Here is a 26502-nt window from a genome sequence, read left to right as displayed (position 1 = left end):
GGCGGGAATTGACTGAGTTTGTGCTCCATTTCCCGCCTTATTCCAGCAAAATTACTTTCCGGGAACTTCGCAAGCTGATCCAGCAGGCTAAGTTAATTAAGAGTCCGCAAACCTTACTGGTATTACTTTACAGTCAGGGCGGCAAGTTAGCCCGGGAGTCTCATGAATTGCTGGTTGAGAGAGCTGAGGAAGTAAAGCGACAACTTGTTGCCCTTGGCGTCCGCCCTTCAGCTATTCAACTGGTTGATGACGGACACCATCAGTCGCCTTCCGCAGATTGTCGAATCGCACATGTGACCACTGTGGTGCTGGTGCAGTCTTTGACTTAGCAGATAGGGGTGGTTAAAAGACATGCTGATCCTGTCAGCATGTCTTTTTTTGATCAGAAGGGATTCAGGTCAGGTCTTTGTCCAGCATATGGTAGAGCTGATCTTTAAGTTGCAGGCGCCGGAGTTTCAATTGCTCAAGATAGTTTTCATCGTTAATCAATTTCTGCTGTTCTATTTCAAAAATTTCTTTGTCCAGTTGATGATACTTGTCTGACAGACGGGCGAAATTATCGTTGCTGGCATGGAGCTGCTGAATACGGGATTGGTGCTGTGGGAATTCGTTTTGCAGGGGATGTTTCTCTAATGGCATGGTTGTTCCTCCTTAGTTATTGACGCACAGTAAGCGTAGTCTGAGTTCAGGTTTTTTTCCTGCACTTTAAGGCTCAATTCCTGCGACAATATCTGCTTTCAAAGGTTCCTGATCTGACTCCTTAGCTACCCCGGTTTTCGGGGACGCGGACCCGCAGCGAAGCAGGTTGCACCTGAATGTCCAGTGGCAGATCCTGATATACCTCACCGTCGATAATGTACTTCTCGAGCTCATCACCACAAATCCTGATTCTGCTGGCCTGACGATGCTTTACCTGAGAATCGGAGTTATCTTGCGTGATCCCGGAAAAAGCCAGTTCTGCCAGGCTGAACAGGTGTGATTCGGGCGTTTCGGTCTCGGTCAGCCAGGTGATATCCAGCTTGCCATCGGCGATATCAGGCTGCCCTTTGCCCTGCGCCAGCAGCGAGGTAAAAGGCGCTGCATTGGCCACCACCAGTGACTGGGTATCTATTTGTTCAGGAGGCTGATCATCAAATTGCACCGTCAGTGAGTAGATTTTGTTTTGTTCAATGGCCTGCCAGAGGCCGCGCAGATAAGCCATTTGCCCGGAATTGTTTTTCTGATCGCGATCAGCGGAGGAAATCATTTTTTCCTCAAAGCCGACACCGGCGAGTAACAACATCAGTTTGCCATTACATTTCGCACTATCCATATTGATGGTCTTGCCCTCAGTAATGGCACTGCAGGCAGTATCCAGCGGCAATATTTTGCTGATACTGCCACAAAGAGCCTGAGACAGGGCGTTAGCGGTACCCATCGGAATAATACCCAGGGCAATGTCGGTATTGACCAGTGCCGAGGCCACCTGGGTAACAGTGCCGTCACCGCCGCAGGCGACCACCAGATCTGCTTTTGCCTTAACGGCTTGTTGAGCCAGGGTTTCGCCGTCAACCTCTTTAGTGGTGGTTTTGATGGTTAGCTGATAGTGCTGACTGAGCCTGTTGACCAACTCCTGCTGATATTCATCCCACTTACCGCCTCCGGCAACGGGGTTGGCAATCACCCAGGCCAGAGATTTCTGGCGAAGCTTGCCGGACTTATGCAGTTTCATTAGTTTTTTGAACTGGTGATGATTAAGGTTGGCAGTCTGGCGAATGGACTTTATCTGCCTGAGAACCTCCTTTACGGAGCCGGTTTTATTCTGCGATAGCAGATAGGCGGCCACCACCAGTACCGAACGTCCGCGGCCCAGCGCACAATGAACCAGTACCTTGCGACCATTGCGTTGCTGGTTGTCAATCCAGTTAAGTGCCTGTTGCAGTTGTTTCCTTGTGGGAGAGCGATGGTCCAGAACCGGTATATTGAGGTACGTTATTTTCTCGCCAAGTAACGACCAGTCGAGGCCATCGAACTCTGCGGTGACATCCAGTACTGCTCCGATTTGTTGCTTTTTCAGATACTCCACATCCGAAGGAAAAAGGCGGCAGGCCAGATAGAGCTGCTCTTCAATCTGCTGGATGGCAGGCACCTTATCCCGCTTACGGGCCCAGGCGTTATACACCTGCACACCCAGCAAAAAAGGCACAAAAACCCAACGGATGTAGGCAGGAATGCGACCGTCTGCACGTTTGCGGAAAATTGCCGCAATATCAAAAAAGTAGGCAATACTGACGGTAAACAGGGATAACCCGCCCCAGGCCAGTGGCAGTTTAAAATAGGGAGAGGGAGTGATCACGGCTGCAGTCACCAACAACAGGGCAGCAGCCATATAATATAACGCGAAGGGCATAATTCAGAACGCCTCAGTAAAAAGTGGTCTCTTCAGACGCTGTGATTTAATGCTTTTGCTCTGTCACGGTCGGGGACCTCTTCCTCTCAGTGCACCGGCGATGAGTGAAATAATCCACAACACGAGAAAGATGAAAAATATTATTTTCGCGATCTCAGCGGCAGCCCCTGCGATACCGGTAAAACCCAGCACAGCAGCAATAATGGCAATAACCAGAAAAATTAGCGTCCAACCTAACATAACCATTTCCTTGTTTGACAATTTTTTTAGTAAAGCCAGCGGTTGGTTTATTACACCCGCTGTTTGTTGTTACTGCATTTAGTTTAGCCTTAAATATTTGATTGTAAAACGGATATCAAACAAAACCCCTTTTAAGACAATTAGCTCCTGGCGCGCCGACAGATAGAAAATAAGCCACAAAGGGCCCGCCTGCTTGCCTGGAAAAAATAGGCCATAGGGCATCAGATTCTGGTTCATCCTCCCCACCTTGACGTTTTATGACAGTTAGCAGCTGTAACAAAATTGTTGCCCACCTTGTTTAACCTGGTTGCCGGTATGTATGACTACATAAACTCATAAAACCCGAATTGGAGAGTTCAATGCGATTCAACCTCTTTATTAAAGACTCTGTTGTTATGGTGATGATAATCAATCCTTGCTATGAAGCACGAACCCCTGCTCTGAGTCCAATATCGATATAGTCTCTCCCTGGCTGAATGCAAGGTTTCGCTGTTTCAGGCCCCATCCAGCGCTTTGGTTCAAAAAAAAATCCCCCGGAGCTACTTACTCCGTTGATTTGTTCTGAGTGGGTAAGCTCAGTTTAAAGGTAGTCTGGTTTTGATCCGAAATCGCGTCGACCTGCCCTTGATGAGCCTCTGCAATAGAGCGGACAATGGCCAGACCCAGACCAACGCCCTCGCTCTGGCGGGTTCTTGACGGGTCAGCGCGATAAAAACGATCAAATAACCTCGGAAGATGTTTTTCACTAATCCCGGGTCCGGGATTCGTGATACTCAATGTTATTGTGTTTTCTGTTGGCGAGTCCAGACGAACCTCTATCCATTTACCGGCAGGAGTATAGCGAATAGCATTAGACATCAGGTTGGAGATAGCCCTGCGAAGCATTTCCCGGTCACCCATAATTGCAGGGGCATGCCCGGTTTGCCTCAGCGTTATCTGTTTTTCTTCCGCCAGAGCCTCGAAGAATTCAAATAGCTCTTTGATCTCAACCGCCAGATCCAGTGAAACCTGTACCGGCCTTATCAGACCATGATCACTTTTAGCCAGCCAGAGCATGTCGTTAACCATTTTGGCCAGCCTTTCCTGCTCTTCAAGATTAGAGTAAAGCAGCTCGCGATACTCTTTTAACGTGCGGGCCTTACCAAGAGCTACCTGAGTCTGAGTAATCAGATTCGTGAGGGGGGTTCTGAGTTCATGGGCAATATCGGCGGAAAAATGAGACAGTCGGGTGAAACTCTCTTCCAGACGTCCAATCATCTGATTGAAGGAGGAAGTTAACTCTTGTAACTCTTTTGGCAAAGTAGCAGGGTTTAGTCTGATATGCAGGCGGTCAGCCTGAATGTCACGCATGCTTTGCGAAAGACTTCGCAACGGAGCATGCCCCTGATGGACGCCCAGCCAGGTTGCCAGCAACGTTGCCGCTCCGGTAAGCATCATTATTAACCACAGGCTGCGGCGGAATCCCTGCAAAAACTGCAAATGAAAGCCGATGTCTATCGCGGCGACTATTTTGTACTCTTTGTCTAGACTAGTGAATTGAGTAACACTGCCTCGATAAGTATTGCCGTTTGATTCCCAGGTTTGCAGATTATCTGAATGTATTTGTCTGATGGGTGAGAGACTTGCCTGAACTGGCCCGAAGTCGGCACCGGGGGTGCTGTAAATAAGCTGATTATTATTGTTCCATACCTGAAAATAGACACCATGGTGGCCTGATACCGCGTTTGACAGTGCAATTGGTAACTGAGCTTGAGTTAATGCCTGTAATGCAGACTGTTTTATGGCCCGATTCATCACGGTCAGTTCGTCTGCATCCTGTTCGGTGAAATGTCGTTCAACAGCATCCAATATCAACTTGCCGATGATCAACTGGCTTATTCCAATCGCAAGGGCAACAAAGACCATCACCCTGGCAGTGAGTGATAAGGGTCTAGTTGTCTTCATGAGCATCGTCAACTTCAATATCAAGCTTATAGCCCATACCTCGTACCGTATGGATGAGCCTGACAGAGAATGGCTCGTCAATTTTTGCCCGAAGCCGACGAATGGCGACATCGATGACATTGGTATCTGAATCGAAATTCATATCCCAGACCTGAGATGCAATGAGCGAACGCGGTAGTACCTCTCCCTGGCGGCGGACAAGCAGTTCCAGTAAGCAAAACTCCTTATGACTGAGGTTTATTTTGACACCTGCCCGTGTTACCCGCCGCTTAGGCAGATCGACGACGAGATCGGCAACTGTAAGCTGATCAGACTGAACAGGCACCGCTCCACGGCGGAGTAAAGTGCGCACTCTGGCAAGCAACTCAGCAAAAGCAAAAGGTTTCACCAGGTAGTCGTCAGCCCCCAGCTCAAGTCCTTTTACACGATCATCAACACTGTCGCGGGCAGTGAGAAAAAGTACCGGCGTGTGGTGGTCAGCTTCTCGTAGCGACTGCAAAATACGCCAACCGTCCACATCTGGCAACATCACGTCGAGAATGATCAGGTCGAAAGATTCAGTCATGGCCAGATGATGGCCATCTAAACCATTTCTTATCAAACTGACCTGAAAACCAGCCTCCGCGAGACCTTGTTGTAAATAGTCCCCTGTCTTGACTTCGTCTTCGACTAATAACAATCGCATATAACACCTCAGCTATGGCAGACACCAGTTTAAAGGAGTGTCTCCAACGGTCAGATTACATCAACATTACATTGTTGTAATGCTGGGGTCATCTGTCTGACAGAAGAGGAGCGGTATCCTGTGGTTGACTTCAGGACTTACAGTTCCGCTGTACCGGAGCTGTTCTGCTGGAACATTTTTGCTTTAACAGGGAATTAATTATGAAAACTCAACTCGTTGTTTTTGCTGCAATCTTGCCATATGCATTATCCGTTCATGCCCATGATCCCAAGGAGCATATGAAGAATGCTGAAGCGCCAGACTGTGCAGCTATGAAAAACATGGATCATGAAGAAATGGATATGAATGACCCGGTTATGCAAGCCATGATGAAAAAATGCATGAAAATGATGCACCACAATGAGAAGGATTCTCATGAAGATCATGCCAAGAAAGACACGCAAAAGACGAAAGAGGAATCGACTAAAGATTCCGGGCATGAGCATAAGAAACACTAAAGATTTTTCCGGGAGTAAAGATTAGATGTCTTGTTTCAAATGCCTTATCACCGTGCTTGGCGTGAGCGTGCTGGCTGGCCTGGGCTTTATCTACTCCGGTCTTTATCCAATGGGTGCCGACGATTCTCACAATGCGGTCACATATTGGGCACTGGACACCCTGCGTGAGCGTTCTGTTACCCGTGCTGCTGCCGATCTTGAGGTGCCTGTTGACCTCGACAATTCTGAGAGATTATTGGCAGGTGGGGCTGACTACAACGATATGTGCGCCGGTTGTCATCTTAAACCTGGTACGACACAGACCGATCTCAGCTTAGGACTTTATCCTCAGCCGCCAGACCTGAGCGCCCCGTCTGATTATGCAGGTGATGCACAGGCACAGAATAGAAAACGTTTCTGGATTATTAAACACGGTATCAAAGCGTCAGGCATGCCAGCCTGGGGGTCAGGCCATGATGACGAGCGAATCTGGAATATGGTGGCGTTCCTGCAACGGCTTCCCGAGTTGTCCCAGGCTCAATATCAGATCCTTACGGCACGGGGGGAGTCGGATGAGGCGCACTAAGGGTTCTACTTTGATACTGAAACAGGGATAAAACGGGAGAACTTTCATATGAAAATAGTTACAACAGTGCTCATCTCGGTGGTTCTCTTAGGGCGATGGATGGTGCGACTGTTCTCCGTTTATGCTTGTCGGGAGCATTACGGCAGGAATAGCAAGGAAGGGGTTAGTGCATTAGATCATGTTTTAAAGGCTGGTGATGCACAGAAAGCCAGACGGACTGTCGATGACAATGTTCTGACATTTTTCGTATTTTCAACTGCATACCGCAAATTTTTCCCCAATACCAGTATACCCGTTATCCCATTCTCGCTTCGCTTGTTCGGCATTGGTACTGGAAAGGATTATTCAATGGGCTGTGAGGACTAGTGATTATCATGCCCCCATTAAGCTGCGCGACCACTTTTACCGGAGACGGATATGTATCATATTAAAACGCTGAGCATACTAATGTTGCTACCCTTTTTTGCTGCCTGCGACGATGTGTCAGAACACAGCAGCAATCAGACGCCGGCGACGTCGCCACCGGCTGACCAAAACCAGTTCAGTACTGAGCAACAGCTGACGATCTATAAAAGCCCCAATTGTGGCTGTTGCGAGAAATGGATTGAGCATGTTGAAGCTCAGGGATTCAGGGCGACTGCAGAGCACCCGGCGGATCTGGATGTGATTAAATCGCGTTACAAGATAGCGGCCACAGAGCGCTCCTGTCATACCGCTGTGACCTCTCAGGGGTATGTGTTTGAGGGTCATGTGCCAGCACAGTTTATACGCCAGTTTCTGGCCAGCCCCCCGACTGGAGCACTCGGCCTTTCGGTGCCGGCAATGCCGGTTGGCAGTCCCGGCATGGAGGTGGGTGACAGGTTCAGACCTTATCAGATTTTATTACTGAAAAATGATGGCAGTAGTGAGGTTTACGCCAGTATTGAGAGTATGGAACAACAATACGAAAAGGGAACGCCATGAGACCTTTAACCTACCTGGGTGTGTTGCTGTTTGCTTCTGGAGGCGCAACTGACGTCCACGCTCAGCAGGACACTGAGCGATTAGCCTTAGATACTGCGGTTGTTGCAGCTATTAAAACCGATCCATGGCTCAGTGGCAGTCAGCACACGCAACAAGCCCTGAATGATGAGGCGACAGCGGCATCGACCCTGCCTGATCCGAGGGTAAGTCTGATGGCCGCGAACTTTCCGTTGAACGGTTTTGATCTAAATCAGGAAGGGATGACGCAGTTGGTCGCCGCCGTCACACAAATGTTGCCCCGCGGAGATAGCCTGAAGCTGGCGAGCCAGCAGAAACTGCAATTGGCGCAGCAGCATCCGTTGCTGCGACAGGACCGACAGGCCAAAGTGAAGGCGACTGTCACGCAGTTGTGGCTGGAGGCATTCAGGGCACAGGAGAGCATTCGTTTACTGGAACAGGACAGATCGCTGTTTGAGCAACTGATGGATGCGGCTGAAGCCGGCTACTCATCGGCTATTGGCAAAGCACGACAACAGGATGTTATTCGAGCCCAGTTGGAACTGACTCGCTTACAGGACAGGTTAACATTGCTCAGTCAGCAGCGTGAAACTGCTGAGCAACGGCTTTTGGAGTGGATAGGAGAAGACATCGGGGCGGGTGTCAGTTCAGAGTTACCCGAGCAGTCCCTTGCTCTGCCTTTGTCGTTAAAGGAAATACAACAGGTTTCAGCGCAGGCACGTTATGAGTGGATTCGCAATCATCCAGAGTTGCAGGCATTGGAGCAACGTATTAACGCTACACGCACCAGTATTGCGCTGGCCAGGCAGAAATATAAGCCTCAGTGGGGATTAACAGCTCAGTATGGGTATCGTTATGACGATCCCATGGGCTCTGACAGGGCAGACCTGTTTTCAGTGGGCGTCAGCTTTGACTTGCCGGTTTTTACGCAGAACCGCCAGGACAAGGAGGTCAGTGCCGCGGTCAATCGTACTGAAGCGATCAAAACTGAAAAGCGGTTGCGCAGCCGTCAGTTGATGGCGGCATTGGACACGGCAATCGCGCAGCTAGTGCGCCTGGGCGAAAGGCATGCCCTTTATACCGAACAACTGCTGCCGCAAATGGCGGAACAAGCCGAAGCATCGCTCAGCGCTTACAATAATGATGATGGTGATTTTTCAGAGGCAGTGCGAGCCCGTATAGCGGAGCTCAACGCCAGGATCGATGGGCTTAGCATTGCCGTGGACAGACAAAAGACCATCGCTCAAATCAATTATCTGCTCACCCAGGCGCCCATCAACCCGCAGGGACCCGCCACATCGTTTTAAAGGAAAACAGAATGAATACATTTCACAAGGTGTTGTTGGGGATTACCGTGGGGATATTGCTCGGCGCCTCCGGAGCCTGGCTACTATCAGATTCAGGCAAGCAAGAGACAGCGGGTTCTGATAACTCACCGCAGCCGCTCTATTGGGTGGCTCCCATGGACCCTAATTATAAACGTGACCAGCCGGGCAAGTCGCCTATGGGGATGGATCTGGTTCCGGTGTATGAAGATGGTGATGACGAAGCAGGTATAGTGAAAATATCTCCTGCGGTAGTAAATAACCTTGGTGTACGCAGCGCGACAGTTAAAACAGGTCACTTGCAGCCACTGGTGAAAACCGTCGGTTATGTCCAATATGATGAAAACCGGTTGGTGCATATCAGTCCCAGAGTCGAGGGCTGGATTGAAGAGCTTTTCGTCAAAGCGGCAGGGGATCCGGTTACGCAGGGAGAGCCGCTTTTCGCGCTCTATTCGCCAACGCTGGTGAATGCACAGGAAGAGTTATTACTGTCACTTAAGCGCAATAACCCGGCTCTGATCGATGCGGCTATTGAGCGATTGTCAGCACTGCAGGTTTCACAGACTGACATCGACAGGTTACGAAAAACACGCAAGGTCAGCCAGACTCTTACTGTTACGGCCCCGCAGTCCGGCGTGCTGGATAATTTGTCAGTGCGTGAAGGTATGTTCGTTAAGCCTGGCATGAGTATGATGAGCATCGGTCAGCTGGAGCATATTTGGGTGATTGGCGAAGTTTTCGAGCGCCAGGTCGGCCTGGTAGGCGAAGGGGATAAGGTGCGCCTGCGGCTTGATTATCTGCCGGCACGTGAATGGACTGGCCAGGTTGACTATATCTACCCATCGTTAAATACCGATACAAGAACCGTCCAGGTGAGGGTGCATCTCGATAATCCTGATCAGTTTCTCAAGCCCGGCATGTTTGCACAAATGGAGATTGAAACCCAACCCAGAGAAGAAGCGCTATTGATTCCGCGGGAGGCACTGATTCGCAGCGGCGCACAGTCACGCGTTGTTGTGGCGCTGGGGGATGGGAAATTCAAATCAGTGGCGGTTGAGGTCGGTCATATTGCGCAACACCAGGTTGAGATACTGGCGGGTTTGAATAGCAACGAACGCATTGTGACATCGGCGCAATTTCTGATTGACTCGGAGTCCAGCAAGACGTCGGACTTTAAGCGTATGGACGGGTATACACAGCAGAATGGAGCAACGGAAGAGCAGACAAGCGCTGAAGCCGAATCAGTTTGGGTCAGTGCCCGCGTCGATAGTTTAATGCCGGATCATCGTAAGGTTACGCTGCAACATGATGCCATACCGGAATGGCAATGGCCTGCCATGACCATGGACTTCACGGCTCAAGATGGTATCGCTCTGGATAGCCTGCAGCCGGGAATGCGCTTGCATGTGCAGATTACGCGAACCAGCAGCGGTGACTATCTGCTTACCCGCATTCATATTCCCGAACAGGAAAAAACAGAGGATCCTGACTCAGATGGAGAAGATCACAGTCAGCATCGGGGGAAGGCGTATGATGCCACGGTGAAGTCACAACCCCAGACGAAGAGCAACAGCAAGGAGCATCATCATGATTAAATCGGTTATCCGCTGGTCTGTCGGTAATCGCTTCTTCGTGTTGTTGGCAACCCTGATGTTGGTCGGCATTGGGCTCTTTTCTCTGAAAAATACCCCTGTAGATGCGATTCCTGATTTGTCGGATGTGCAGGTTATCATTAAGACCAGCTATCCAGGTCAGGCACCTCAGGTAGTGGAAGATCAGGTGACCTACCCACTGACTACCGCGATGCTGTCCGTGCCGGGTGCTGTCACCGTGCGTGGGTACTCTTTCTTTGGTGACTCTTATGTCTATGTGATCTTCGATGAGGACACTGATGCCTACTGGGCGCGTTCGAGGGTGCTTGAATACTTATCGCAGGTGGCGCCGACATTGCCCGCGAGCGCCAGACCGCAATTGGGTCCTGATGCGACAGGGGTCGGCTGGGTGTACCTGTATGCGTTGGTAGATCGCAGCGGTCAGCATGATCTCAGTCAGTTGCGTAGTCTTCAGGACTGGTTTTTAAAATATGAATTGCAAACCGTCCCCGGCGTGTCTGAAGTCTCAGCAATCGGCGGGATGGTAAAGCAATATCAGGTCAGGGTGAACCCGGAAAAGCTGCGCGCATTTGGCATCCCTCTGGCGCATATTCAGACAGCCATACAGCGGGGAAACCAGGAAGTTGGTGCCTCCGTGGTGGAGATGGCCGAAGCAGAATATATGGTGCGGGCGACCGGTTATATTCAGGGGATCGAGGATTTGGCGACGATTCCCCTGGGCGTCGAAGCCAATGGCACCCCCTTGCTACTTAAAGACGTAGCCGATATAGGGCTGGGCCCGCAGATGCGCCGCGGAATTGCTGAACTCAATGGCGAAGGAGAAACAGTTGGCGGCATTGTGGTGATGCGTTTCGGTGAAAATGCACAAAAGACCATTGATGGTGTTAAGGAAAAACTGGAAAAGCTTAAAACTGGTTTGCCTGATGGGGTGGAGATCGTCACCGTTTATGACCGTTCCGGACTGATTTCCCGTGCCGTTGAAAGTCTGTGGAAAAGCCTGGTTGAAGAACTCGCTATCGTGGCACTGATATGCGCTATTTTTCTGTTTCATATCAGGTCGTCGCTGGTGGCGGTCATCAGTTTGCCTCTGGGTATTCTGACGGCTTTTATCGTTATGTATTGGCAGGGGATCAACGCCAACATCATGTCTTTAGGGGGGATAGCCATCGCTATTGGTGCCATGATTGACGGGGCTATTGTGATGATCGAGAACATGCATAAACACATGGAGCGAACCCCCCTGACAAAGGAGAATCGGTGGCAGGTTGTCGCTGAATCTGCGGTGGAGGTCGGTCCGGCCCTGTTTTTTAGTCTGCTGATCATTACGGTGAGTTTTGTGCCGGTATTCACGCTGGAAGCTCAGGAGGGGCGAATGTTTAGTCCACTGGCGTTCACCAAGACCTATGCCATGGCTGCCAGTGCGGCGCTGGCTATCACCGTGGTGCCAGTACTGATGGGTTACTTTATCAGAGGGAAAGTGATTGCTGAACGTAATAACCCGGTAAACAGAGTACTGATTGCCGGCTATATGCCTTTACTAAAGACCGTATTACGTTTTCCTAAGATGACGGTTGTATTGGCTATTGTGGTTTTCTTCATCGGTATATGGCCAGTCAATAAAATTGGCAGTGAGTTTATTCCGGATCTGGATGAAGGTGATCTGATGTATATGCCAACCACTTACCCAGGTTTGTCTGTCGGTAAAGCCAGAGAACTGTTGCAGCAAACTGATAAGTTGATTGCCACGGTCCCAGAGGTGAAAACGGTGTTTGGTAAAATTGGCCGTGCGGATACCGCCACCGATCCTGCACCACTGACAATGATCGAAACCTTTATCCAGCTTAAGCCCAAAGAGCAGTGGCGAGAGGGAATGACCACCGACAAGCTAAAGAAAGAACTGGATGCATTGGTGAAATTTCCCGGCCTGACCAATGCCTGGGTAATGCCAATTAAAACCCGTATCGATATGTTGGCCACCGGCATCAAGACACCCGTAGGTATCAAGGTATCAGGTCAGGATCTGAAGGAAATACAAAAGATTGGGCAGCAGTTAGAGAGAATTCTCAAGGATGAGCCGGGCACAGCCTCAGTCTATTCAGAGAGAGTGGCAGGGGGGCGTTATATCAAGGTTGATATACAGCGGGAGCAGGCAGCAAAATATGGTTTGAATATTGCTGACGTGCAACAGGTGGTGGCTAGCGCCGTCGGCGGCATGAATGTTACCCAAACGGTGGAGGGCTTAGAACGCTATCCGGTGAACCTGCGGTATCCTCAAGACTACCGCAATTCACCTGAACAACTTGCCTTATTGCCTATAGTGACGCCCGCAGGGCAGCGTATCGCGCTGGCGGATGTAGCCCGAGTGTACGTGGAGGATGGGCCACCCGCGATCAAGAGTGAAAATGCTCGACTCAACGGCTGGACTTTTGTGGATATAGAAAATGTTGATGTAGGCACTTACGTGGAAAAAGCAATGGTGACCGTTGAGCAGCAACTCGATTTGCCTGCTGGTTATTCAATAACCTGGTCAGGTCAATACGAATACATGCAGCGGGCTAAGGAAAAGCTGACGTATGTGATACCACTGACATTGGCCATTATTATCGTATTGCTTTATATGAATTTTCGTAACTTTGCGGAAATTGCGATTATTCTGGGTACCTTGCCATTGGCTGTTATCGGGTCCATCTGGTTGATGTACTTGCTAAATTACAACTTCTCAGTGGCAGTGGCAGTTGGCTTTATTGCTCTGGCCGGGGTCACGGTTGAGATAGGCATAATTATGCTGACCTATCTTAATCAATCCTATAATGAGCTGTTGCGGGACTGCAAAAACAAAGCGGCGGCGCCAGACAAAGCCGAGCTTTTAGAAGCCATCAGACAAGGTGCAGGGTTTCGTGTTCGTCCGGTAATGATGACCACGGTGTCAACTATCGCCGGCTTGTTACCGATCATGCTAAGTTCAGGGGCCGGGTCTGAAGTTGTCAGCCGGATTGCGGCACCTATGGTGGGGGGGATGATTAGCGCCGTCGTGCTGACGCTGCTGGTACTGCCTGCAGTTTATTACCTGTGGCGTCAATATGGACTAGAGCGATAACTAGAAAAGCCAGGATGCCGTTTTTGTGCCAGTGATGGCTGAGCAGCGGTCAAACAGGTGATTCGGGTCAGGTTGGCACTTGACTGCAGTTTACACTGATATATATAGGAACAAAGATGGAGCGAATTTGGATAGTGCTGTTAGTGATCACGGGGTTGACTTGTCATCCTGTGTCGGCTTTGGTGCACAATTCGCCTTCAGAGTTCTCACTGCCAGAAGACGCCCCCCGAAGAGCAGAATCAATGCTGGAATTGCAGACTTCAGACGGTACCGTTGAACAAGGCGAGGCCCAACAACCGCGGGCAGTAAGCGGGAATTCAACGGGAAGTGAATCTGAACTGCCTTGCCATCAGCAGATATACAAAGACAGCGTCGGGGAAAGTGTCAGGTGTCCTGCGGGCGCGTGTTATTCGGACTGTTCGTGTAACGATTCTTGTCTGACCTTTTGTTCGCTTGTAGTCACAGCCTGCATGGTAAACTCTAACTCTGTTGATATGGTCAGTGATGAATTTTTTGTTACCCCGGCTACTGTTTCAACATCGTTACCAACTGGCAGCCTTTCACGTATTTATCACCCTCCGAGAACCCACCACACCATAGTTTGACAGCAAAAAGAGCGGCTCAGTCAGCTCTGTATTTGCCGCAATTCCGTTAAAAACCGGTAAATACAATATCGTCTGCTTGACCTGTGTGCCGGACATAAGTGTATGTTCAGACCATAGCGTGGCATCGCCCACAAGGCGCTGGCGTCCGGTATGAGGCTCTGGTGCCCAGGAGCAGGGTAATTCAACAGAAATTAATGTCAGAAAAGTGGGAAAAGGTTGTGAAGGTAATTGAATTAGCAAGGTATTTACAGATTACCGCTGATACGGTGAGGTTTTATACACGTATCGGGATTCTCAAGCCGTTAAGGAATCGCAGCAACGGATATCGTGAGTACAACCAGAGCGACATCGCTCGTATGCGATTTGCGTTGAATGCGCGGCAACTGGGTTTTTCAGTAGACGATATCCAACAACTGCTCACCACGGCAGATAAAAAAGCGTCACCCTGCCCGGTGGCACGTCGACTTATCGTGCAAAGACTGGAAGAAACTGAGCAGCGCTTCTCTGAAATGTCGCAACTCAGGCAGCGCATGAAACAGGCGGTTGAACAGTGGCAGCAAAAGCCGGACAAGGCACCGACCGGCAGCACAATCTGCCACCTTATTGAAGACTTTTCACGACAATTAAACCAGCAGTCTATGCCAAACCAAGAGTGAGCGTCGTGGGGCGCTGGTGAGTCTGGCGTTATTTTTAATCATATCAATGGAAAAATTTATGAAGAGGGTATCAACACAGCAAGGGGCTGACCGCAAGGGTAATGGGAGTCCGAATCATCATGTGGCCAGGCTGATTGTCCCCGGCATGGGAAGCAACCATTGTGCGGGTCTGGTCAGAACGTCAATAGCGAGACTTGACGGTATAGTGGATATTCAGGCCAATATTGCTAATCATGCCGTAGAAGTTACCTATGAGGGGGCCAATACTGATGTTGAACGCATCCGGCAGGCAGTTGAAAGCGCAGGCTATGATGTGATCAGCGCACAGCTGAGCGGGGAAGCTCAGGCGTCTCAAATCCTCTTAATGGTGCCAGGCATGGGCAGTGATCACTGCGCGGGATTAATTAAGACCTCATTAGAGCGTTTGTCCGGCATTACGCAAATACAAACCAACATTGCTAATCATCAGGTTACAGTCAGTTTTGATCTTAAAACACTGGATGCCGAGACGATCAAGCGCACGGTAGAAAATGCCGGGTATGAGGTTGCCAGTGTCGACAACCGGTTAGTGGGTGATCACAAGACTTCTGATGAAGCGGAAGAACGCTATCTTACACAAGCTTGGCGTCGGCTATGGTTCGCGGCCATCCCTACTACCGTTATCATGCTTTTGATGATACCCCATATGTTCTGGTTTCCGATTCCTGGCTATCTGGCCATTGTCGCTGTGTTGGCGTTCCCGGTGGTATTTCTCAAAGGAGGCAAGGCGACCCATCGTTCCGCCTGGCGCTCACTCAAAAATCGCACGGCAAACATGGATGTGCTGATTTCTCTTGGCAGCATGCCGCCATATCTGATTGGTCTGATCGGATTTATTTACCCGATGACGTCGTTTATTGAAATGGCCTCAACCATTATGACTTTTCATATGTTGGGCCGGTATCTGGAAACCCGTGCGAAAGGAAGGGCATCACAAGCTATTAAACGGCTTATTAAAATGGGGGCAAAAACGGCAATTGTCTTACGCGATGCTCAGGAAATTGAAGTGCCAATTGATCAACTCGCAATTGGCGATGTGATGATTATAAAACCAGGTGCTAAGGTGCCTACGGATGGCGAGGTTATAGAAGGTTATAGTCATCTGGACGAATCTATCGCCACCGGTGAATCTGTTCCGGTAGAAAAAGGCCCCGGTGCGATGGTGCTGGGTGCCACCATGAATAAGGAAGGCCTGTTAAAAGTCAGGGCAACAAAAATTGGTGCCGATACCTTCTTGTCTCAGGTGATTCGGCTGGTGGAACAAGCACAAGGATCCAAGGTGCCGATACAGGAGTTTGCAGACAAAGTCACCTCCACCTTTGTTCCCGCTGTTATTATCATCTCCCTGCTAAGCTTTTTGGGCTGGTTGGTTTTCGCTGATACCTTGCGTCCTGTTCTTGAATGGGGAGCAAACGTTTTACCCTGGGTCGACCCGACCTTAACTCCTTTAATTGCAGCCTTGCTGGCGGCCGTTGCGGTTCTGGTTATTGCCTGCCCTTGTGCTTTGGGGTTGGCCACACCCACGGCAATTATGGTGGGCTCCGGTATGGGAGCAGAGCGGGGGGTGTTGATACGCTCAGGCGAAGCAATACAAACGCTCAAAGACATCAAGGTTGTTGTGTTGGATAAGACCGGCACGATCACCGCGGGTAAACCCTCTCTTACCGATGTCATACCCGCCCCCGGATTCACAAAGGAGGAGCTGTTAGCCGCAACCGCTGCGGTGGAGGGCGGTTCAGAGCATCCCTTGGCACAAGCCATCGTTCAGGGGGCAAAAGACCAGAAACTGGCTATTCCGGAGCTTAAGGATTTTCGCTCTATCACTGCCCGTGGCGTAGAAGGGGTCGTTGACGGGCGTTTAGTGCATGTAGGCAGTCGCCGCCTGCTTGACGAGCAGGGGGTAAGCTTAGGTGAACTGGACGACAGGCTCAAATCCCTCGAGGTACAGGGTAAAACAGCGATGCTGGTTGCCATTGATAAGCAACCAGCGGGAGTTGTCGCTGTCGCCGACACCATTAAAGAAGATTCCAAAGCCGCGATAAAAGCGATGCACGATCTGAATATCCATGTGGTTATGGTAACCGGCGATAATGAACGCACAGCGAAACATGTCGCAGATCTGGTTGGCATTGATGAAGTGTTGGCGAATGTGTTACCCGAAGGAAAAGTGGATGCAGTAAAGAAGCTACAAACGAAGTACGGTGAAAGTGTCGCAATGGTCGGGGATGGTATTAACGATGCGCCGGCATTAAAACAGGCCAACGTGGGCATCGCTATCGGGGCCGGAGCCGATGTGGCCATTGAAGCTGCTGATGTGACCTTGGTGCAGGGACAGCTGACAAAGCTGATTGAGGCGATTCTGTTGTCCCGGGCGACATTCCGCAAAATTGTCCAAAACTTGTTCTGGGCCTGGTTCTATAACCTTGCTGCCATTCCAATTGCTGCGCTGGGGCTGTTGCACCCCATGGTGGGTGTTGTCGCCATGACCATCAGTTCTCTGTCTGTTATCGGTAATTCCATTTTATTGAAACGCGCGAAATTACGGGCTTACTAAGCGGAGTATATTATGAAACATAAACCTCAGTCGTTCTGGCTTACCCCAAAGGGGATTGCTTCATTGGGCCTGATTGGCGCGGTAAGCTACTTTCTGCTGGTGGAGCACCGACAACACCTGTTTGAATTCCTGCCTTTCCTGATCCTGCTGGCCTGTCCTGTGATGCATATCTTTATGCACCGAGGGCGCGGACATCAGCACTCTGGTGAACATCATCACGACGATGCCGCCGAATCATTCGGTCAGCAGACGGACAAAAACAAGGCGTACCGTGACGGCTATCTTGAAGGCCTGAAAACTGCGCGGGATGAACGCAAAAAGAAGGAGAGTGACGATGCACGGTGACTCGGCTTATGGTCTGTGGACCCTTGTGATTCTTAACTCAGCGATATTTATTTTCTTTGCTTTTAGTTTTACCAAACCGCAAAGCAAAACTGACTGGCGCAGTCTCGGGGCGTTTTCGGCGTTTATCGTGGCGCTGTTTACCGAGATGTATGGTTTTCCGCTGACCATTTATTTTCTCTCCGGCTGGCTGGCAGACAACTATCCGGGAGTGGATTTTCTTTCTCATGACAGTGGTCATTTGCTACACACTATTTTAGGTTTTGAAGGCAATCCGCACTTTGATCCTCTTCATCTTGCCAGCAACATCTTAATTGTACTGGGGTTTTTCCTGCTTGCTTCGGCCTGGCACGTACTGCACAGCGCGCAGCAAACCCGCTCTATGGCAAAAACGGGATGGTATGCCCGCTGTCGTCATCCACAATATGTTGCCTTTATCATGATTATGTTTGGTTTTTTGTTGCAGTGGCCGACGATTCCGACACTGGTTATGTTTCCGGTTCTGGTAATCGTTTACGTAAGACTGGCCAGGCGTGAGGAGAACAACGCACTTAAAGAATTCGGCGATGAATATCGTCGCTATATGGAAGTGACGCCCGCGTGGATCCCCAAAATGTCAATAAATACAGATAAGACAACGAGTTAAGGACGCATTATGACACAGGATAAAAATCGCACATCCCGCTACGCTGAGGGAAGCCTGACGTTGTCCGGAACGGTCATGTTAGGTACAGGGGTGATGATTGGTGCAGGCATTTTCGCCCTGACCGGCCAGATGGCCCAAATGGTGGGAGGCCTGTTTCCTCTGGCGTTCCTGGCTGCCGCCGTGATCGTTGCCTTCAGCGCTTATTCTTACATCAAAATTTCTAATGCCTTCCCATCTGCTGGCGGTATTGGTATGTATTTGTACAAGGCATATGGTGAGCGCTTGCCGACAGCATTCAATGCGCTGTTGATGTATTTCTCTATGGTGATTGCGCAGAGCTTTCTGGCCCGTACGTTCGGCTCTTACACCATGCAGTTATTTGGTGGCGATGAGTCCGGGAACATGGTTCCGGTACTCGGTGTGGCGCTGATACTGACGGCTTTTATTGTTAACTTGCTGGGGAACAAACTGATTCAGAGAACGGCCGGTTTTCTGGGCATGTTCAAGATTGCTGGTATTCTGGTTTTTGGTCTGGTCGGTATCTGGCTGGCTGACAGCCTGGCAGTGGATTTTATCACTCAAAAAGCCAGTGGTGGGCCGGAGAATTTTCTGGCGGCAACGGCACTGGGGATTCTGGCATTTAAGGGGTTTACCACCATCACAAATAGCGGTTCAGAGGTGATTGAGCCGCATCGCAATGTCGGAAGAGCGATTATTATTTCTATCGCTGTTTGTGTTGTCATCTACACGCTGGTGGGTTTGGCTGTAGCCAGTAACCTGTCTGTGAGTGAAATAATCCGTACCCGTGATTATTCGTTGGCAGCGGCTGCCCGACCTGCACTCGGAGAGTGGGGAGTCTGGTCTACGGTCATCATTGCTATGCTGGCAACCGCAGGGGGGATGCTCGCCAGTATTTTTGCTGTCTCCAGAATGCTGGCGATGCTGACTGAAATGAAACTGGTGCCCCATAGCCACTTCGGTATGCCTGGCAGCATTCAGAAACATACGCTGGTTTACACCGTTGTACTGGGGCTGGTATTGACTGCGTTTTTTGATCTTTCCCGCATAGCGGCGTTGGGTATCGTGTTTTATCTGATCATGGATATGGCTATTCACTGGGGATTATTACGTTATCTGCAAGACGAAGTGAAAGTGAAACGCTGGATACCGATGACAGCCATTATCCTCGATCTGGCAGCATTAGGAGGATTTGTCTGGGTTAAGCTGAATACGGATCCACTGGTGATTGGTGTCGCCCTGATCGGGATGTTGCTGATTGCCCTTGGGGAGTGGCTTTTTCTGCGCTCCAGCTTTAGAAAGGGCGCTCAAGATGAGCGTGCAGAGCATCATCAGCACTGAAATTGATTTGCAATAGGTGATTGGTGTCGTTGGTGAAGGAACAAAAACAGCGAGAGTAACTCCGTTATCCGTCAGGAGGTAGCCGGTTCTTCAGAGAATGCTATGACGAACGAATTAACTAAACATATCCTTGCCTTTAAAACGCAACATAATGAAGGGCAAATCAAAGAGGAATACTAAATGCAAATTGAAACCCTGAGAGACATCCTGCACTGGACCGCGTCATTTCATCAGCAACTCAGTGAGTGTTTGTCGCATTGTGCGGATAACAATACAGATCAGAGAGCCAGGATGATGCTTCAATACCTCTCCGAGCACGAGAACAGACTGAGGAAAGTGGTTAGCGGATTCGAGGCTACCGGAGCTGTGGATGCACTTAACACATGGTGCATTGAGTACCTTCAGAAACACCCGATTGTTCGTCATCAACAATGTAACGCTCCTTTCAAAGACCTGGATGCGACGCAGGTGATGAATGACGTTATCAATCAGCATCAGCAGGTGATAGAACTGTATCGTTATTTGGCATCGCGTGCGGATATTCCGTCAGCCCAGCATCTGTTGGATTCTTTAAGCGCTCTAGAAGAACACGAAGTGATGCTTATGGTACAAGCAGGTAATCGTTTTTCAGATATGTAAGAATGCCGGGGGTAAGGTGTACGGCTTCCAACTGACACCTTACGCTAATATTGCCTGACCTGTTCTAAGTTTCCGGGTAGCTTGAAAAAGTCGGTGCAGGCTGTGTTTCTCCGTGCCATTGAATCTGATTAACTCAACGTTTTGTCTATCGCGACGCTGCTTGTGGCTCTGAGCTACTGTCTGTTATGCTGCTGCGCCTTTTTACCGTTTAGGGTGTTTATAAAGTTGCCGAAGTTTTCCTGGATACTTATCGCCATAATGTTGCTGCATGGATTATTCACCTGTGCGGTTGCAGCCGGGCATATTCAGGATGGCCAACATACCTTTGATTACCAAAGTCACCAGAATCATACTCATGACACTGGTTTTCAGAGCGAGTCTGATACAGATCACGAGCATCAGTTTCATACCCATATAAGCTGTATTACTGGTTATGCTGTGCATACCTCTGTACGCTGTTCGCCTGAGTTGGCTATTGGCTTCAGGCATCTGTCGTTTAACAATAATCACACCCAGCCTCCCACTCCTCCGCCTGACAGCTGATCTTCACCTTTAAAAAATCTGTGCTGTTGCACAATCCTTTTGATGTGGAGATGAATCATGAAATCAGTTTATTTCGCGATTGCTGGCCTGTGGGGGGTATTATTGCTCCCCCATACAGCGATCGCCAATGAGTTGACCTTGCGCGATGCGTTACAAAAAACCCTGCAGGGTCACCCTGAATTGCAACAATACCCTTATCAACAAAGAATGGCTGAGGCTGAAAAGCTGCAGGCATCGCTCAGGCCTAATCCGGTAATAGGTTTTGAGCTGGAAAATCTGGCCGGTAGTGGCCGCAATCAGGGAGTTCAAAGTGCACAGGCCACGCTGTCTTTTAGCCAGTTAATTGAACTGGGCGGCAAGCGTGAGCAACGTATTGAGTTTGCCTCGGCTAAACAGCGCCAGCTTGAAGCCGAATTTGCCTACGCTAAAACAGAAGTGCTGGCAGAAACCGCCAGCCGTTTTTACCGCCTGGTTCAGTTGCAGGCGCTTGCGCACTGGAATCAGCAGCAACAACAGCGTCTCAGTAATGCCCTGAATATCGCCAGCACAAGGGTCAAATCCGGCGCTGTTGCGCCTTCTGAGATCACCAGGATAAGCCTGCAGAAAAAACGTACTGAAGCTGATTTTAACGCTATCAGCGGGCAGTTAACCGAGGCCAGAGCAAGGCTCAGTGGTATGTGGGCATCGGCGCCCGAATTTGAGTCTGTGCGTGGCACCTTTGCCAGGGATATCACTCTGCCGACTGTGGCAAAAGTAGAGGCTGCGGTGAATCAGGCGCCTGAGCTGCTGCGCCTGGCAGATTCTGAGCAACTGTTGGCAGCGAAAGCTCAAGCCTTGAGTAGTGCGGCGACGGCAGATTTAACCCTGGGTATGGGGGTGCGCTATAACAACGAGTTTGAAGATGCAGGCCTGATACTTAAGGCGTCAATGCCGCTGCAACTCTCTGACCCCAATGCCGGACTGATGCAGTCCAATCGTGCCGAGCGTGACATGCTTGTGGGGTTGCAGCATTCTGTGCGCGAGCAGTTGCGTGTGCGTACCCGAGCTGTCATGGCACAATTGCAACGACATGAGCAGTATCTGCAAAGCATTCAGGACACCCTGTTACCACTGGCTCAGCAACTGGAAACGGAAATTCAGGCCGGTTATGCCAGAGGAGCTTACAACCTGTTGCAGGTGCTGGACGCGCAAAACGAGCTGGCACAGCTGGAAGCCGAACAAATTAATCGTCGCTATGCCATTTATCATGCGCTCCTTGAACTGGAGCGACTCACCGGACAAGCCTTTTTGGGATCTTCAAAATGAATTCTGTCAACTTCGTTAGTTTAATCCTCTGCCTGCTCAGCAGCCTGATATTCACCCCGCTTGCCTGCGCCGCGCCGGGTGACTCCCACCCTATTGATAACCATAAAGTTGAAGGCCCCAAAGGCGGGAAACTGCTCAAAGAAGGAGATCTTGCTGTCGAAATTACTATTTTCGAGTCGGGCATTCCGCCGGAAATGCGGGTTTATGCCTACCACAAAGGCGAACTGGTGAGCCCCGAACGGCTCGATCTGAAGGTTAGCTTGCACCGGCTCGGCGGGGTCACTGACAACCTCAGCTTCACCCCTGAAGGAGGTTATCTGGTCAGCAACGAAGTGGTCACTGAGCCTCACTCCTACGAGGTAGCGGTGCAAGCCGCTTATCAGACTATTCAGGCAGACTGGCGCTATGAAAGTTTCGAGGGGCGCACAACTTTATCCGAACGGGTGATTGAAAGAGCCGGTATTGCGGTTGAGAAAGCGCAACCAGCGACTCTGACTTTCAAACAACGTCTGTTCGGAGTTATTGCACCTGTGGCCGAGCAGGTAAGTTCAGTGAAGGCCACCTATGCCGGTGAAGTGGCGCAGGTGCTGGTAAGTATTGGCGATAAGGTGGTGCAGGGGCAGGCGCTGGCAGTTGTCGTCAATGCCGCTAGTGGTGTGCGTTATCAGATCAATAGCCCGATGGCCGGAGAGGTCACTGAGCGGTTCGTTAATGCCGGGGAATTGGCAGACGAGCAGGTCCTGTTTGAGATTGTCGATCTGTCTTCTGTGTGGGTTGAGCTTTCCGCATTCCCGGAAAATATCGAAAAGCTGAAGGTCGGCCAGCAAGCCGAAGTTTTCGATTTGCATCAACATCAGCGTGTTCATGGTGAAGTCACGTATATTGCGCCGGTCATGACTGGCGGCCATATCGCCCGGGCTCGCGTATTGGTTACTAACAGACTGGGGCACTGGCGGCCCGGTATGCATGTACAGGCAGATGTGACGACAGGGCAAAAAGCAGTTGCACTGGCAGTAGAAAAGGACGCGCTACAGACGTTTCGAGGGAAGCCGGTAGTGTTTGCCCGTTTTGGTAATACTTTCGAGGTTCGCATGCCTGAGTTGGGTGAGACCGATGGGAACTATATTGAGGTAAAAAGCGGTCTTTCGCCAGGCATTCCCTATGTTGTCGGAAACAGCTATTTACTCAAAGCAGACATTCTTAAAGATGGCGCCAGCCACAATCACTAGGAGGTGAGAGCATGGTTGATGCACTGATACGTTTCGCCATCCACAGACGCTGGCTGGTAATAGCGGCAACGCTGCTGGTCGCTGCAACAGGTGTGTATAGCACATTAAAATTACCCATTGATGCGGTGCCTGATATCACCAATGTACAGGTGCAAATCAATACCGAAGCGCCCGGTTACTCTCCGTTGGAGACGGAGCAGCGCATTACTTATTCGGTGGAGAACGCCATGGCGGGTATACCGAATCTGGATTATACCCGCTCTTTGTCCCGGTATGGTTTATCTCAGGTAACGGTGATCTTCGACGAAGGCACTGATATTTACTGGGCCCGCCAGCAAATCAGTGAGCGCTTACAAAGCGTTCGGGGTAAGTTACCACAAGGACTAGAACCAGCCCTGGGGCCTATTGCCAGCGGTCTGGGGGAGATTTTCACCTATATTGTAAGGGCCCGGCCCGGGGCCGTTGATGAACATGGTAAACCTTATACCGCAGAATCGTTACGCACATTGCAGGACTGGGTGATTCGCCCGCAACTGCTTAAGGTGCCGGGAGTGACCGAGATCAACGCGGTAGGGGGGTATGAGCGTGAGTATCAGGTGGCGCCAATACCCGGCAAAATGCTGGCCTATAAAGTTTCCATGGAAGATATTTTTGGCGCCCTGCAGCTGAATAATGACAACGCCGGCGCGGGATATATTGAACGTAATGGCGAGCAATGGCTGGTGCGTTCGCCGGGGCAGCTTAAAAACCTGGCAGAGATTGGGCAAGTTGTGATCGCCAGGCGGGATGATGCTCCCGTGCGGATCAGCGATGTGGCAGAGGTTGGCTATGGTACACAGTTGCGCACTGGTGCAGCGACCTCCGGCGGTGAAGAGGTCGTGCTGGGTACAGCGATGATGTTGATTGGTGAAAATAGCCGGGTTGTATCCGAAGCGGTCGCACAAAAGCTCAAAGTGGTTCAGTTGAGTCTGCCCGAAGGGGTCATCGCAGAGCCGATTTATAACCGCACTACACTGGTTGATAAAACCATTGCGACGGTCGAGAAGAACCTGTTCGAAGGGGCGGTACTGGTTATCGTGGTGCTACTTTTATTGCTGGGTAATGTCCGTGCAGCGCTGATCACTGCACTGGTGATTCCGCTGAGTATGTTATTTGCGGTGACCGGCATGACCGCAAACCGGGTATCCGGAAATCTGATGAGCCTCGGCGCCATCGATTTTGGCATTATTGTCGATGGTGCCGTCATTGTGGTTGAGAACGCCCTGCGTCGGCTCGGATTGGCACAGCAGCGACTTGGCCGCCTGCTGAGTACCAAAGAGCGTTTACAGGAGGTATTCGAGAGTACCCGTGAGGTATTTAATCCGGCGGTTTTTGGCGTGCTGATTATTATGTTGGTGTATTTGCCGATTTTTGCCCTAAGCGGTGTGGAAGGAAAAATGTTCCACCCCATGGCATTCACTGTGGTGTTTGCTCTGTTAGGTGCACTGATTCTGTCAATCACCTTTGTGCCGGCCGCGATTGCCATTTTCGTCACAGGCAGAGTGACACACCAGGAAAACCGGATTATGCGCAGTGCACGCCGTATCTATGAGCCGGTACTCAGGTTGTCGTTAAAACAACCGCTGCTGATTGCAGTGATAGGCTTCAGCTTATTTGCCGGCGCGTTATATCAGGCATCACGAATGGGCACCGAGTTTCTGCCACAGCTGGATGAGGGAGATATTGCCATGCATGCGCTGCGAATACCCGGCACCGGCCTGCAGCAGTCTGTTGATATGCAGTTGCAACTGGAGTCGGCGATTGCAGAGTTTGATGAAGTGAAACGGGTATTTTCTAAAATTGGTACGCCAGATGTGGCAACGGATCCTATGCCACCGAGTGTGGCAGATACCTTCGTGATGCTGAAACCTCGACAGCAATGGCCTGATCCCACAAAAACCAAAGCGCAGTTTATCTCTGAACTGCGACAAACCGTCGAACAAATTCCCGGCAATAATTATGAGTTTACCCAACCGATAGAAATGCGTTTTAACGAACTGATATCCGGGGTTCGCGCTGACCTTGCTGTGCGCATCTACGGTGACGATCTGAGTCAGTTAAAATCACTGGGTGATGCCGCGGTGGGCATTATTAATACTGTTCGGGGTGCCAGTGATGTGCGCGCGGAGCAAATGACCGGACTGCCTACCTTATCTGTCATCCCCATTCGGGATCATCTGGCGTTGCTGGGACTGACTGTTTCAGATGTGCAGCGCGCCGTTCAGGCCGCGATTGGCGGAATTGAAGCCGGAATCATCTATGAGGGCGATAAGCGCTTTCGGCTGATGCTGCGCATGGATGAGGATTGGCGCGAAGATTTATCAAGCCTGAAACGTTTGCCGGTAGCGGTGCCACAGGCGGAAAACCCGGAATTGCAGTATGTGCCGCTGGGAGAGATTGCCGAACTGGAACTGAAACTGGGGCCGAATCAGATTAACCGCGAAAGCGGGAAACGCAATATCGTTGTCAGCGCGAATGTGACGGGGCGGGATCTGGGCTCTTTTGTTAAAGACATAGGTCAGAAGATTAAATCTGAATTACCCCTTCCAACGGGCTACTGGATAGACTATGGCGGTACGTTTGAGCAATTGCAGTCGGCTTCGAACCGACTGGCCATTGTCGTACCACTGGCATTGCTGCTTATATTAGGGCTGTTGTACGGCGCGTTTAACTCGCTGAGCAACTCACTGATTATCTTTACCGGGGTGCCGCTGGCGCTGACCGGCGGGATTCTGGCCCTGACTCTGCGGGGCATGCCATTGTCGATTTCAGCGGCTGTCGGCTTTATTGCCTTATCGGGTGTTGCGGTACTCAATGGGGTGGTGATGCTGTCTTTTATTCAGCAACTAAGGGATCAGGGCGCATTACTGTTCGATGCCGTATTTGATGGTGCCCGGCAGCGTTTACGCCCGGTACTGATGACTGCGCTGGTGGCGAGTCTGGGCTTTGTCCCCATGGCCTTTAATACCGGAACAGGCGCAGAAGTGCAGCGGCCGTTAGCCACGGTAGTGATTGGCGGGATTGTGTCATCCACCTTGCTGACGTTGGTAGTATTACCTGCCCTGTATCTTTTGGTTCACAAGCTAAGAGCACTGTCAGCGAAATCGGAGTAACCTCATACCTTTTTAGCCGTTAAGTGATGTGAAGGGATAGATTAGGCGCCATGTTTAATCGTCCCTTCACTGATACCGGCTATTTCCAGTCATTCTC

Annotated in this window: 23 protein-coding genes; 17 read left to right on the top strand and 6 right to left on the bottom strand. The window is 50.4% G+C overall.

The features are described from left to right. The first annotated feature begins 8 nt into the window (after window positions 1–8). A complete protein-coding gene (locus AT746_RS15035) occupies window positions 9–329 on the top strand; it encodes a hypothetical protein (RefSeq protein WP_197414271.1) in 321 nt (106 codons plus the stop codon). Window positions 330–393: 64 nt separating this feature from the next. On the opposite strand, the gene AT746_RS15030 is transcribed toward AT746_RS15035, so the two are convergent. From AT746_RS15030 to AT746_RS15015, 5 genes are all read right to left on the bottom strand, one after another. After that, a complete protein-coding gene (locus AT746_RS15030) occupies window positions 394–639 on the bottom strand; it encodes a YdcH family protein (RefSeq protein WP_062481790.1) in 246 nt (81 codons plus the stop codon). Between the two features lie 121 nt (window positions 640–760). Continuing rightward, window positions 761–2389, bottom strand: a complete 1629-nt coding sequence (locus AT746_RS15025; RefSeq protein ID WP_062481786.1) for a diacylglycerol kinase family protein — start codon at window positions 2387–2389, stop codon at window positions 761–763. 63 nt (window positions 2390–2452) lie between these two features. Then, window positions 2453–2629 (bottom strand): DUF1328 domain-containing protein, encoded by a 177-nt coding sequence (locus AT746_RS19685; protein WP_082633296.1) that lies wholly within the window; start codon window positions 2627–2629, stop codon window positions 2453–2455. A gap of 543 nt (window positions 2630–3172) precedes the next feature. Continuing rightward, complete coding sequence (locus tag AT746_RS15020) at window positions 3173–4573, bottom strand: heavy metal sensor histidine kinase (RefSeq protein WP_082633412.1); 1401 nt, start codon at window positions 4571–4573, stop codon at window positions 3173–3175. Further along, window positions 4560–5258 (bottom strand): heavy metal response regulator transcription factor, encoded by a 699-nt coding sequence (locus AT746_RS15015; RefSeq protein ID WP_062481778.1) that lies wholly within the window; start codon window positions 5256–5258, stop codon window positions 4560–4562. Before AT746_RS15015 ends, AT746_RS15020 begins: the two co-directional genes overlap by 14 nt. Window positions 5259–5458: 200 nt before the next feature. On the opposite strand from AT746_RS15015, the gene AT746_RS15010 reads away from it, so the two are divergent. The 13 genes from AT746_RS15010 (at window position 5459) to AT746_RS14950 (ending at window position 20176) form a co-directional block, all read left to right on the top strand. Next, window positions 5459–5755 carry a hypothetical protein gene (locus tag AT746_RS15010; protein WP_062481775.1) on the top strand — a complete coding sequence of 99 codons (297 nt, stop codon included), beginning with the start codon at window positions 5459–5461 and terminating at the stop codon, window positions 5753–5755. A 25-nt stretch (window positions 5756–5780) separates the two neighbouring features. After that, the gene (locus AT746_RS15005) at window positions 5781–6320 is read left to right on the top strand and encodes a c-type cytochrome (RefSeq protein ID WP_062481771.1); all 540 of its coding nucleotides are present in this window, start codon (window positions 5781–5783) and stop codon (window positions 6318–6320) included. Between the two features lie 48 nt (window positions 6321–6368). Next, the gene (locus tag AT746_RS15000) at window positions 6369–6686 is read left to right on the top strand and encodes a hypothetical protein (RefSeq protein ID WP_062481768.1); all 318 of its coding nucleotides are present in this window, start codon (window positions 6369–6371) and stop codon (window positions 6684–6686) included. 51 nt (window positions 6687–6737) lie between these two features. After that, window positions 6738–7283 (top strand): DUF411 domain-containing protein, encoded by a 546-nt coding sequence (locus AT746_RS14995; RefSeq protein WP_062481764.1) that lies wholly within the window; start codon window positions 6738–6740, stop codon window positions 7281–7283. Next, complete coding sequence (locus tag AT746_RS14990; RefSeq protein ID WP_062481761.1) at window positions 7280–8608, top strand: TolC family protein; 1329 nt, start codon at window positions 7280–7282, stop codon at window positions 8606–8608. Before AT746_RS14995 ends, AT746_RS14990 begins: the two co-directional genes overlap by 4 nt. Before the next feature lie 11 nt (window positions 8609–8619). After that, complete coding sequence (locus AT746_RS14985; protein ID WP_062481758.1) at window positions 8620–10221, top strand: efflux RND transporter periplasmic adaptor subunit; 1602 nt, start codon at window positions 8620–8622, stop codon at window positions 10219–10221. Continuing rightward, the gene (locus AT746_RS14980; protein ID WP_062481755.1) at window positions 10214–13336 is read left to right on the top strand and encodes an efflux RND transporter permease subunit; all 3123 of its coding nucleotides are present in this window, start codon (window positions 10214–10216) and stop codon (window positions 13334–13336) included. The genes AT746_RS14985 and AT746_RS14980 overlap by 8 nt, the downstream gene beginning before the upstream one ends. Window positions 13337–14135: 799 nt before the next feature. Next, window positions 14136–14597: a MerR family transcriptional regulator gene (locus AT746_RS14975; RefSeq protein WP_335338201.1), complete on the top strand. Its 462-nt coding sequence runs from the start codon at window positions 14136–14138 to the stop codon at window positions 14595–14597. Between the two features lie 58 nt (window positions 14598–14655). Further along, window positions 14656–17190 carry a heavy metal translocating P-type ATPase gene (locus AT746_RS14970; protein ID WP_156413714.1) on the top strand — a complete coding sequence of 845 codons (2535 nt, stop codon included), beginning with the start codon at window positions 14656–14658 and terminating at the stop codon, window positions 17188–17190. 12 nt (window positions 17191–17202) lie between these two features. Continuing rightward, a complete protein-coding gene (locus tag AT746_RS14965; protein ID WP_062481752.1) occupies window positions 17203–17535 on the top strand; it encodes a DUF2933 domain-containing protein in 333 nt (110 codons plus the stop codon). After that, the gene (locus AT746_RS14960; protein WP_062481749.1) at window positions 17525–18178 is read left to right on the top strand and encodes a methyltransferase family protein; all 654 of its coding nucleotides are present in this window, start codon (window positions 17525–17527) and stop codon (window positions 18176–18178) included. Before AT746_RS14965 ends, AT746_RS14960 begins: the two co-directional genes overlap by 11 nt. Before the next feature lie 9 nt (window positions 18179–18187). Beyond that, window positions 18188–19537: an APC family permease gene (locus AT746_RS14955; protein ID WP_062481746.1), complete on the top strand. Its 1350-nt coding sequence runs from the start codon at window positions 18188–18190 to the stop codon at window positions 19535–19537. Between the two features lie 180 nt (window positions 19538–19717). Continuing rightward, complete coding sequence (locus AT746_RS14950) at window positions 19718–20176, top strand: hypothetical protein (protein WP_062481744.1); 459 nt, start codon at window positions 19718–19720, stop codon at window positions 20174–20176. A gap of 273 nt (window positions 20177–20449) precedes the next feature. Here the strand turns inward: AT746_RS14950 and AT746_RS20185 are convergent, their stop codons facing one another. Continuing rightward, a complete protein-coding gene (locus AT746_RS20185) occupies window positions 20450–20584 on the bottom strand; it encodes a hypothetical protein (RefSeq protein ID WP_257721070.1) in 135 nt (44 codons plus the stop codon). 192 nt (window positions 20585–20776) lie between these two features. Between AT746_RS20185 and AT746_RS14945 the strand changes: the two genes are divergently transcribed. From AT746_RS14945 to AT746_RS14935, 3 genes are read left to right on the top strand one after another with little or no spacing between them, the layout of a single operon-like run. Then, the gene (locus AT746_RS14945) at window positions 20777–22024 is read left to right on the top strand and encodes a TolC family protein (RefSeq protein ID WP_062481741.1); all 1248 of its coding nucleotides are present in this window, start codon (window positions 20777–20779) and stop codon (window positions 22022–22024) included. Further along, on the top strand, window positions 22021–23253 hold the full coding sequence (locus AT746_RS14940) for an efflux RND transporter periplasmic adaptor subunit (protein ID WP_062481738.1): 1233 nt from the start codon (window positions 22021–22023) through the stop codon (window positions 23251–23253). The genes AT746_RS14945 and AT746_RS14940 overlap by 4 nt, the downstream gene beginning before the upstream one ends. Window positions 23254–23264: 11 nt before the next feature. Next, a complete protein-coding gene (locus AT746_RS14935) occupies window positions 23265–26405 on the top strand; it encodes an efflux RND transporter permease subunit (RefSeq protein ID WP_062481735.1) in 3141 nt (1046 codons plus the stop codon). The last annotated feature ends 97 nt before the right edge of the window (window positions 26406–26502 follow it).

The sequence above is a fragment of the Lacimicrobium alkaliphilum genome, assembly GCF_001466725.1.
GTDB lineage: Bacteria > Pseudomonadota > Gammaproteobacteria > Enterobacterales > Alteromonadaceae > Lacimicrobium > Lacimicrobium alkaliphilum_B.
This window is presented reverse-complemented; position numbering and strand designations above follow the sequence as displayed.

Bases quoted from the DNA above. Each gene is read 5' to 3' on its own strand.
- AT746_RS15030 (WP_062481790.1), bottom strand. From the start codon at position 639: ATGCCATTAGAGAAACATCCCCTGCAAAACGAATTCCCACAGCACCAA.
- AT746_RS14995 (WP_062481764.1), top strand. From the start codon at position 6,738: ATGTATCATATTAAAACGCTGAGCATACTAATGTTGCTACCCTTTTTT.
- AT746_RS14945 (WP_062481741.1), top strand. From the start codon at position 20,777: ATGAAATCAGTTTATTTCGCGATTGCTGGCCTGTGGGGGGTATTATTG.
- AT746_RS20185 (WP_257721070.1), bottom strand. From the start codon at position 20,584: ATGAAACTGATGCTCGTGATCTGTATCAGACTCGCTCTGAAAACCAGT.
- AT746_RS15015 (WP_062481778.1), bottom strand. From the start codon at position 5,258: ATGCGATTGTTATTAGTCGAAGACGAAGTCAAGACAGGGGACTATTTA.
- AT746_RS14965 (WP_062481752.1), top strand. From the start codon at position 17,203: ATGAAACATAAACCTCAGTCGTTCTGGCTTACCCCAAAGGGGATTGCT.
- AT746_RS14975 (WP_335338201.1), top strand. From the start codon at position 14,136: ATGTCAGAAAAGTGGGAAAAGGTTGTGAAGGTAATTGAATTAGCAAGG.
- AT746_RS15000 (WP_062481768.1), top strand. From the start codon at position 6,369: ATGAAAATAGTTACAACAGTGCTCATCTCGGTGGTTCTCTTAGGGCGA.
- AT746_RS14950 (WP_062481744.1), top strand. From the start codon at position 19,718: ATGCAAATTGAAACCCTGAGAGACATCCTGCACTGGACCGCGTCATTT.
- AT746_RS14955 (WP_062481746.1), top strand. From the start codon at position 18,188: ATGACACAGGATAAAAATCGCACATCCCGCTACGCTGAGGGAAGCCTG.
- AT746_RS19685 (WP_082633296.1), bottom strand. From the start codon at position 2,629: ATGTTAGGTTGGACGCTAATTTTTCTGGTTATTGCCATTATTGCTGCT.
- AT746_RS15010 (WP_062481775.1), top strand. From the start codon at position 5,459: ATGAAAACTCAACTCGTTGTTTTTGCTGCAATCTTGCCATATGCATTA.
- AT746_RS14960 (WP_062481749.1), top strand. From the start codon at position 17,525: ATGCACGGTGACTCGGCTTATGGTCTGTGGACCCTTGTGATTCTTAAC.
- AT746_RS14940 (WP_062481738.1), top strand. From the start codon at position 22,021: ATGAATTCTGTCAACTTCGTTAGTTTAATCCTCTGCCTGCTCAGCAGC.
- AT746_RS14970 (WP_156413714.1), top strand. From the start codon at position 14,656: ATGAAGAGGGTATCAACACAGCAAGGGGCTGACCGCAAGGGTAATGGG.
- AT746_RS14990 (WP_062481761.1), top strand. From the start codon at position 7,280: ATGAGACCTTTAACCTACCTGGGTGTGTTGCTGTTTGCTTCTGGAGGC.
- AT746_RS15025 (WP_062481786.1), bottom strand. From the start codon at position 2,389: ATGCCCTTCGCGTTATATTATATGGCTGCTGCCCTGTTGTTGGTGACT.
- AT746_RS14985 (WP_062481758.1), top strand. From the start codon at position 8,620: ATGAATACATTTCACAAGGTGTTGTTGGGGATTACCGTGGGGATATTG.
- AT746_RS15005 (WP_062481771.1), top strand. From the start codon at position 5,781: ATGTCTTGTTTCAAATGCCTTATCACCGTGCTTGGCGTGAGCGTGCTG.
- AT746_RS15020 (WP_082633412.1), bottom strand. From the start codon at position 4,573: ATGAAGACAACTAGACCCTTATCACTCACTGCCAGGGTGATGGTCTTT.
- AT746_RS14935 (WP_062481735.1), top strand. From the start codon at position 23,265: ATGGTTGATGCACTGATACGTTTCGCCATCCACAGACGCTGGCTGGTA.
- AT746_RS14980 (WP_062481755.1), top strand. From the start codon at position 10,214: ATGATTAAATCGGTTATCCGCTGGTCTGTCGGTAATCGCTTCTTCGTG.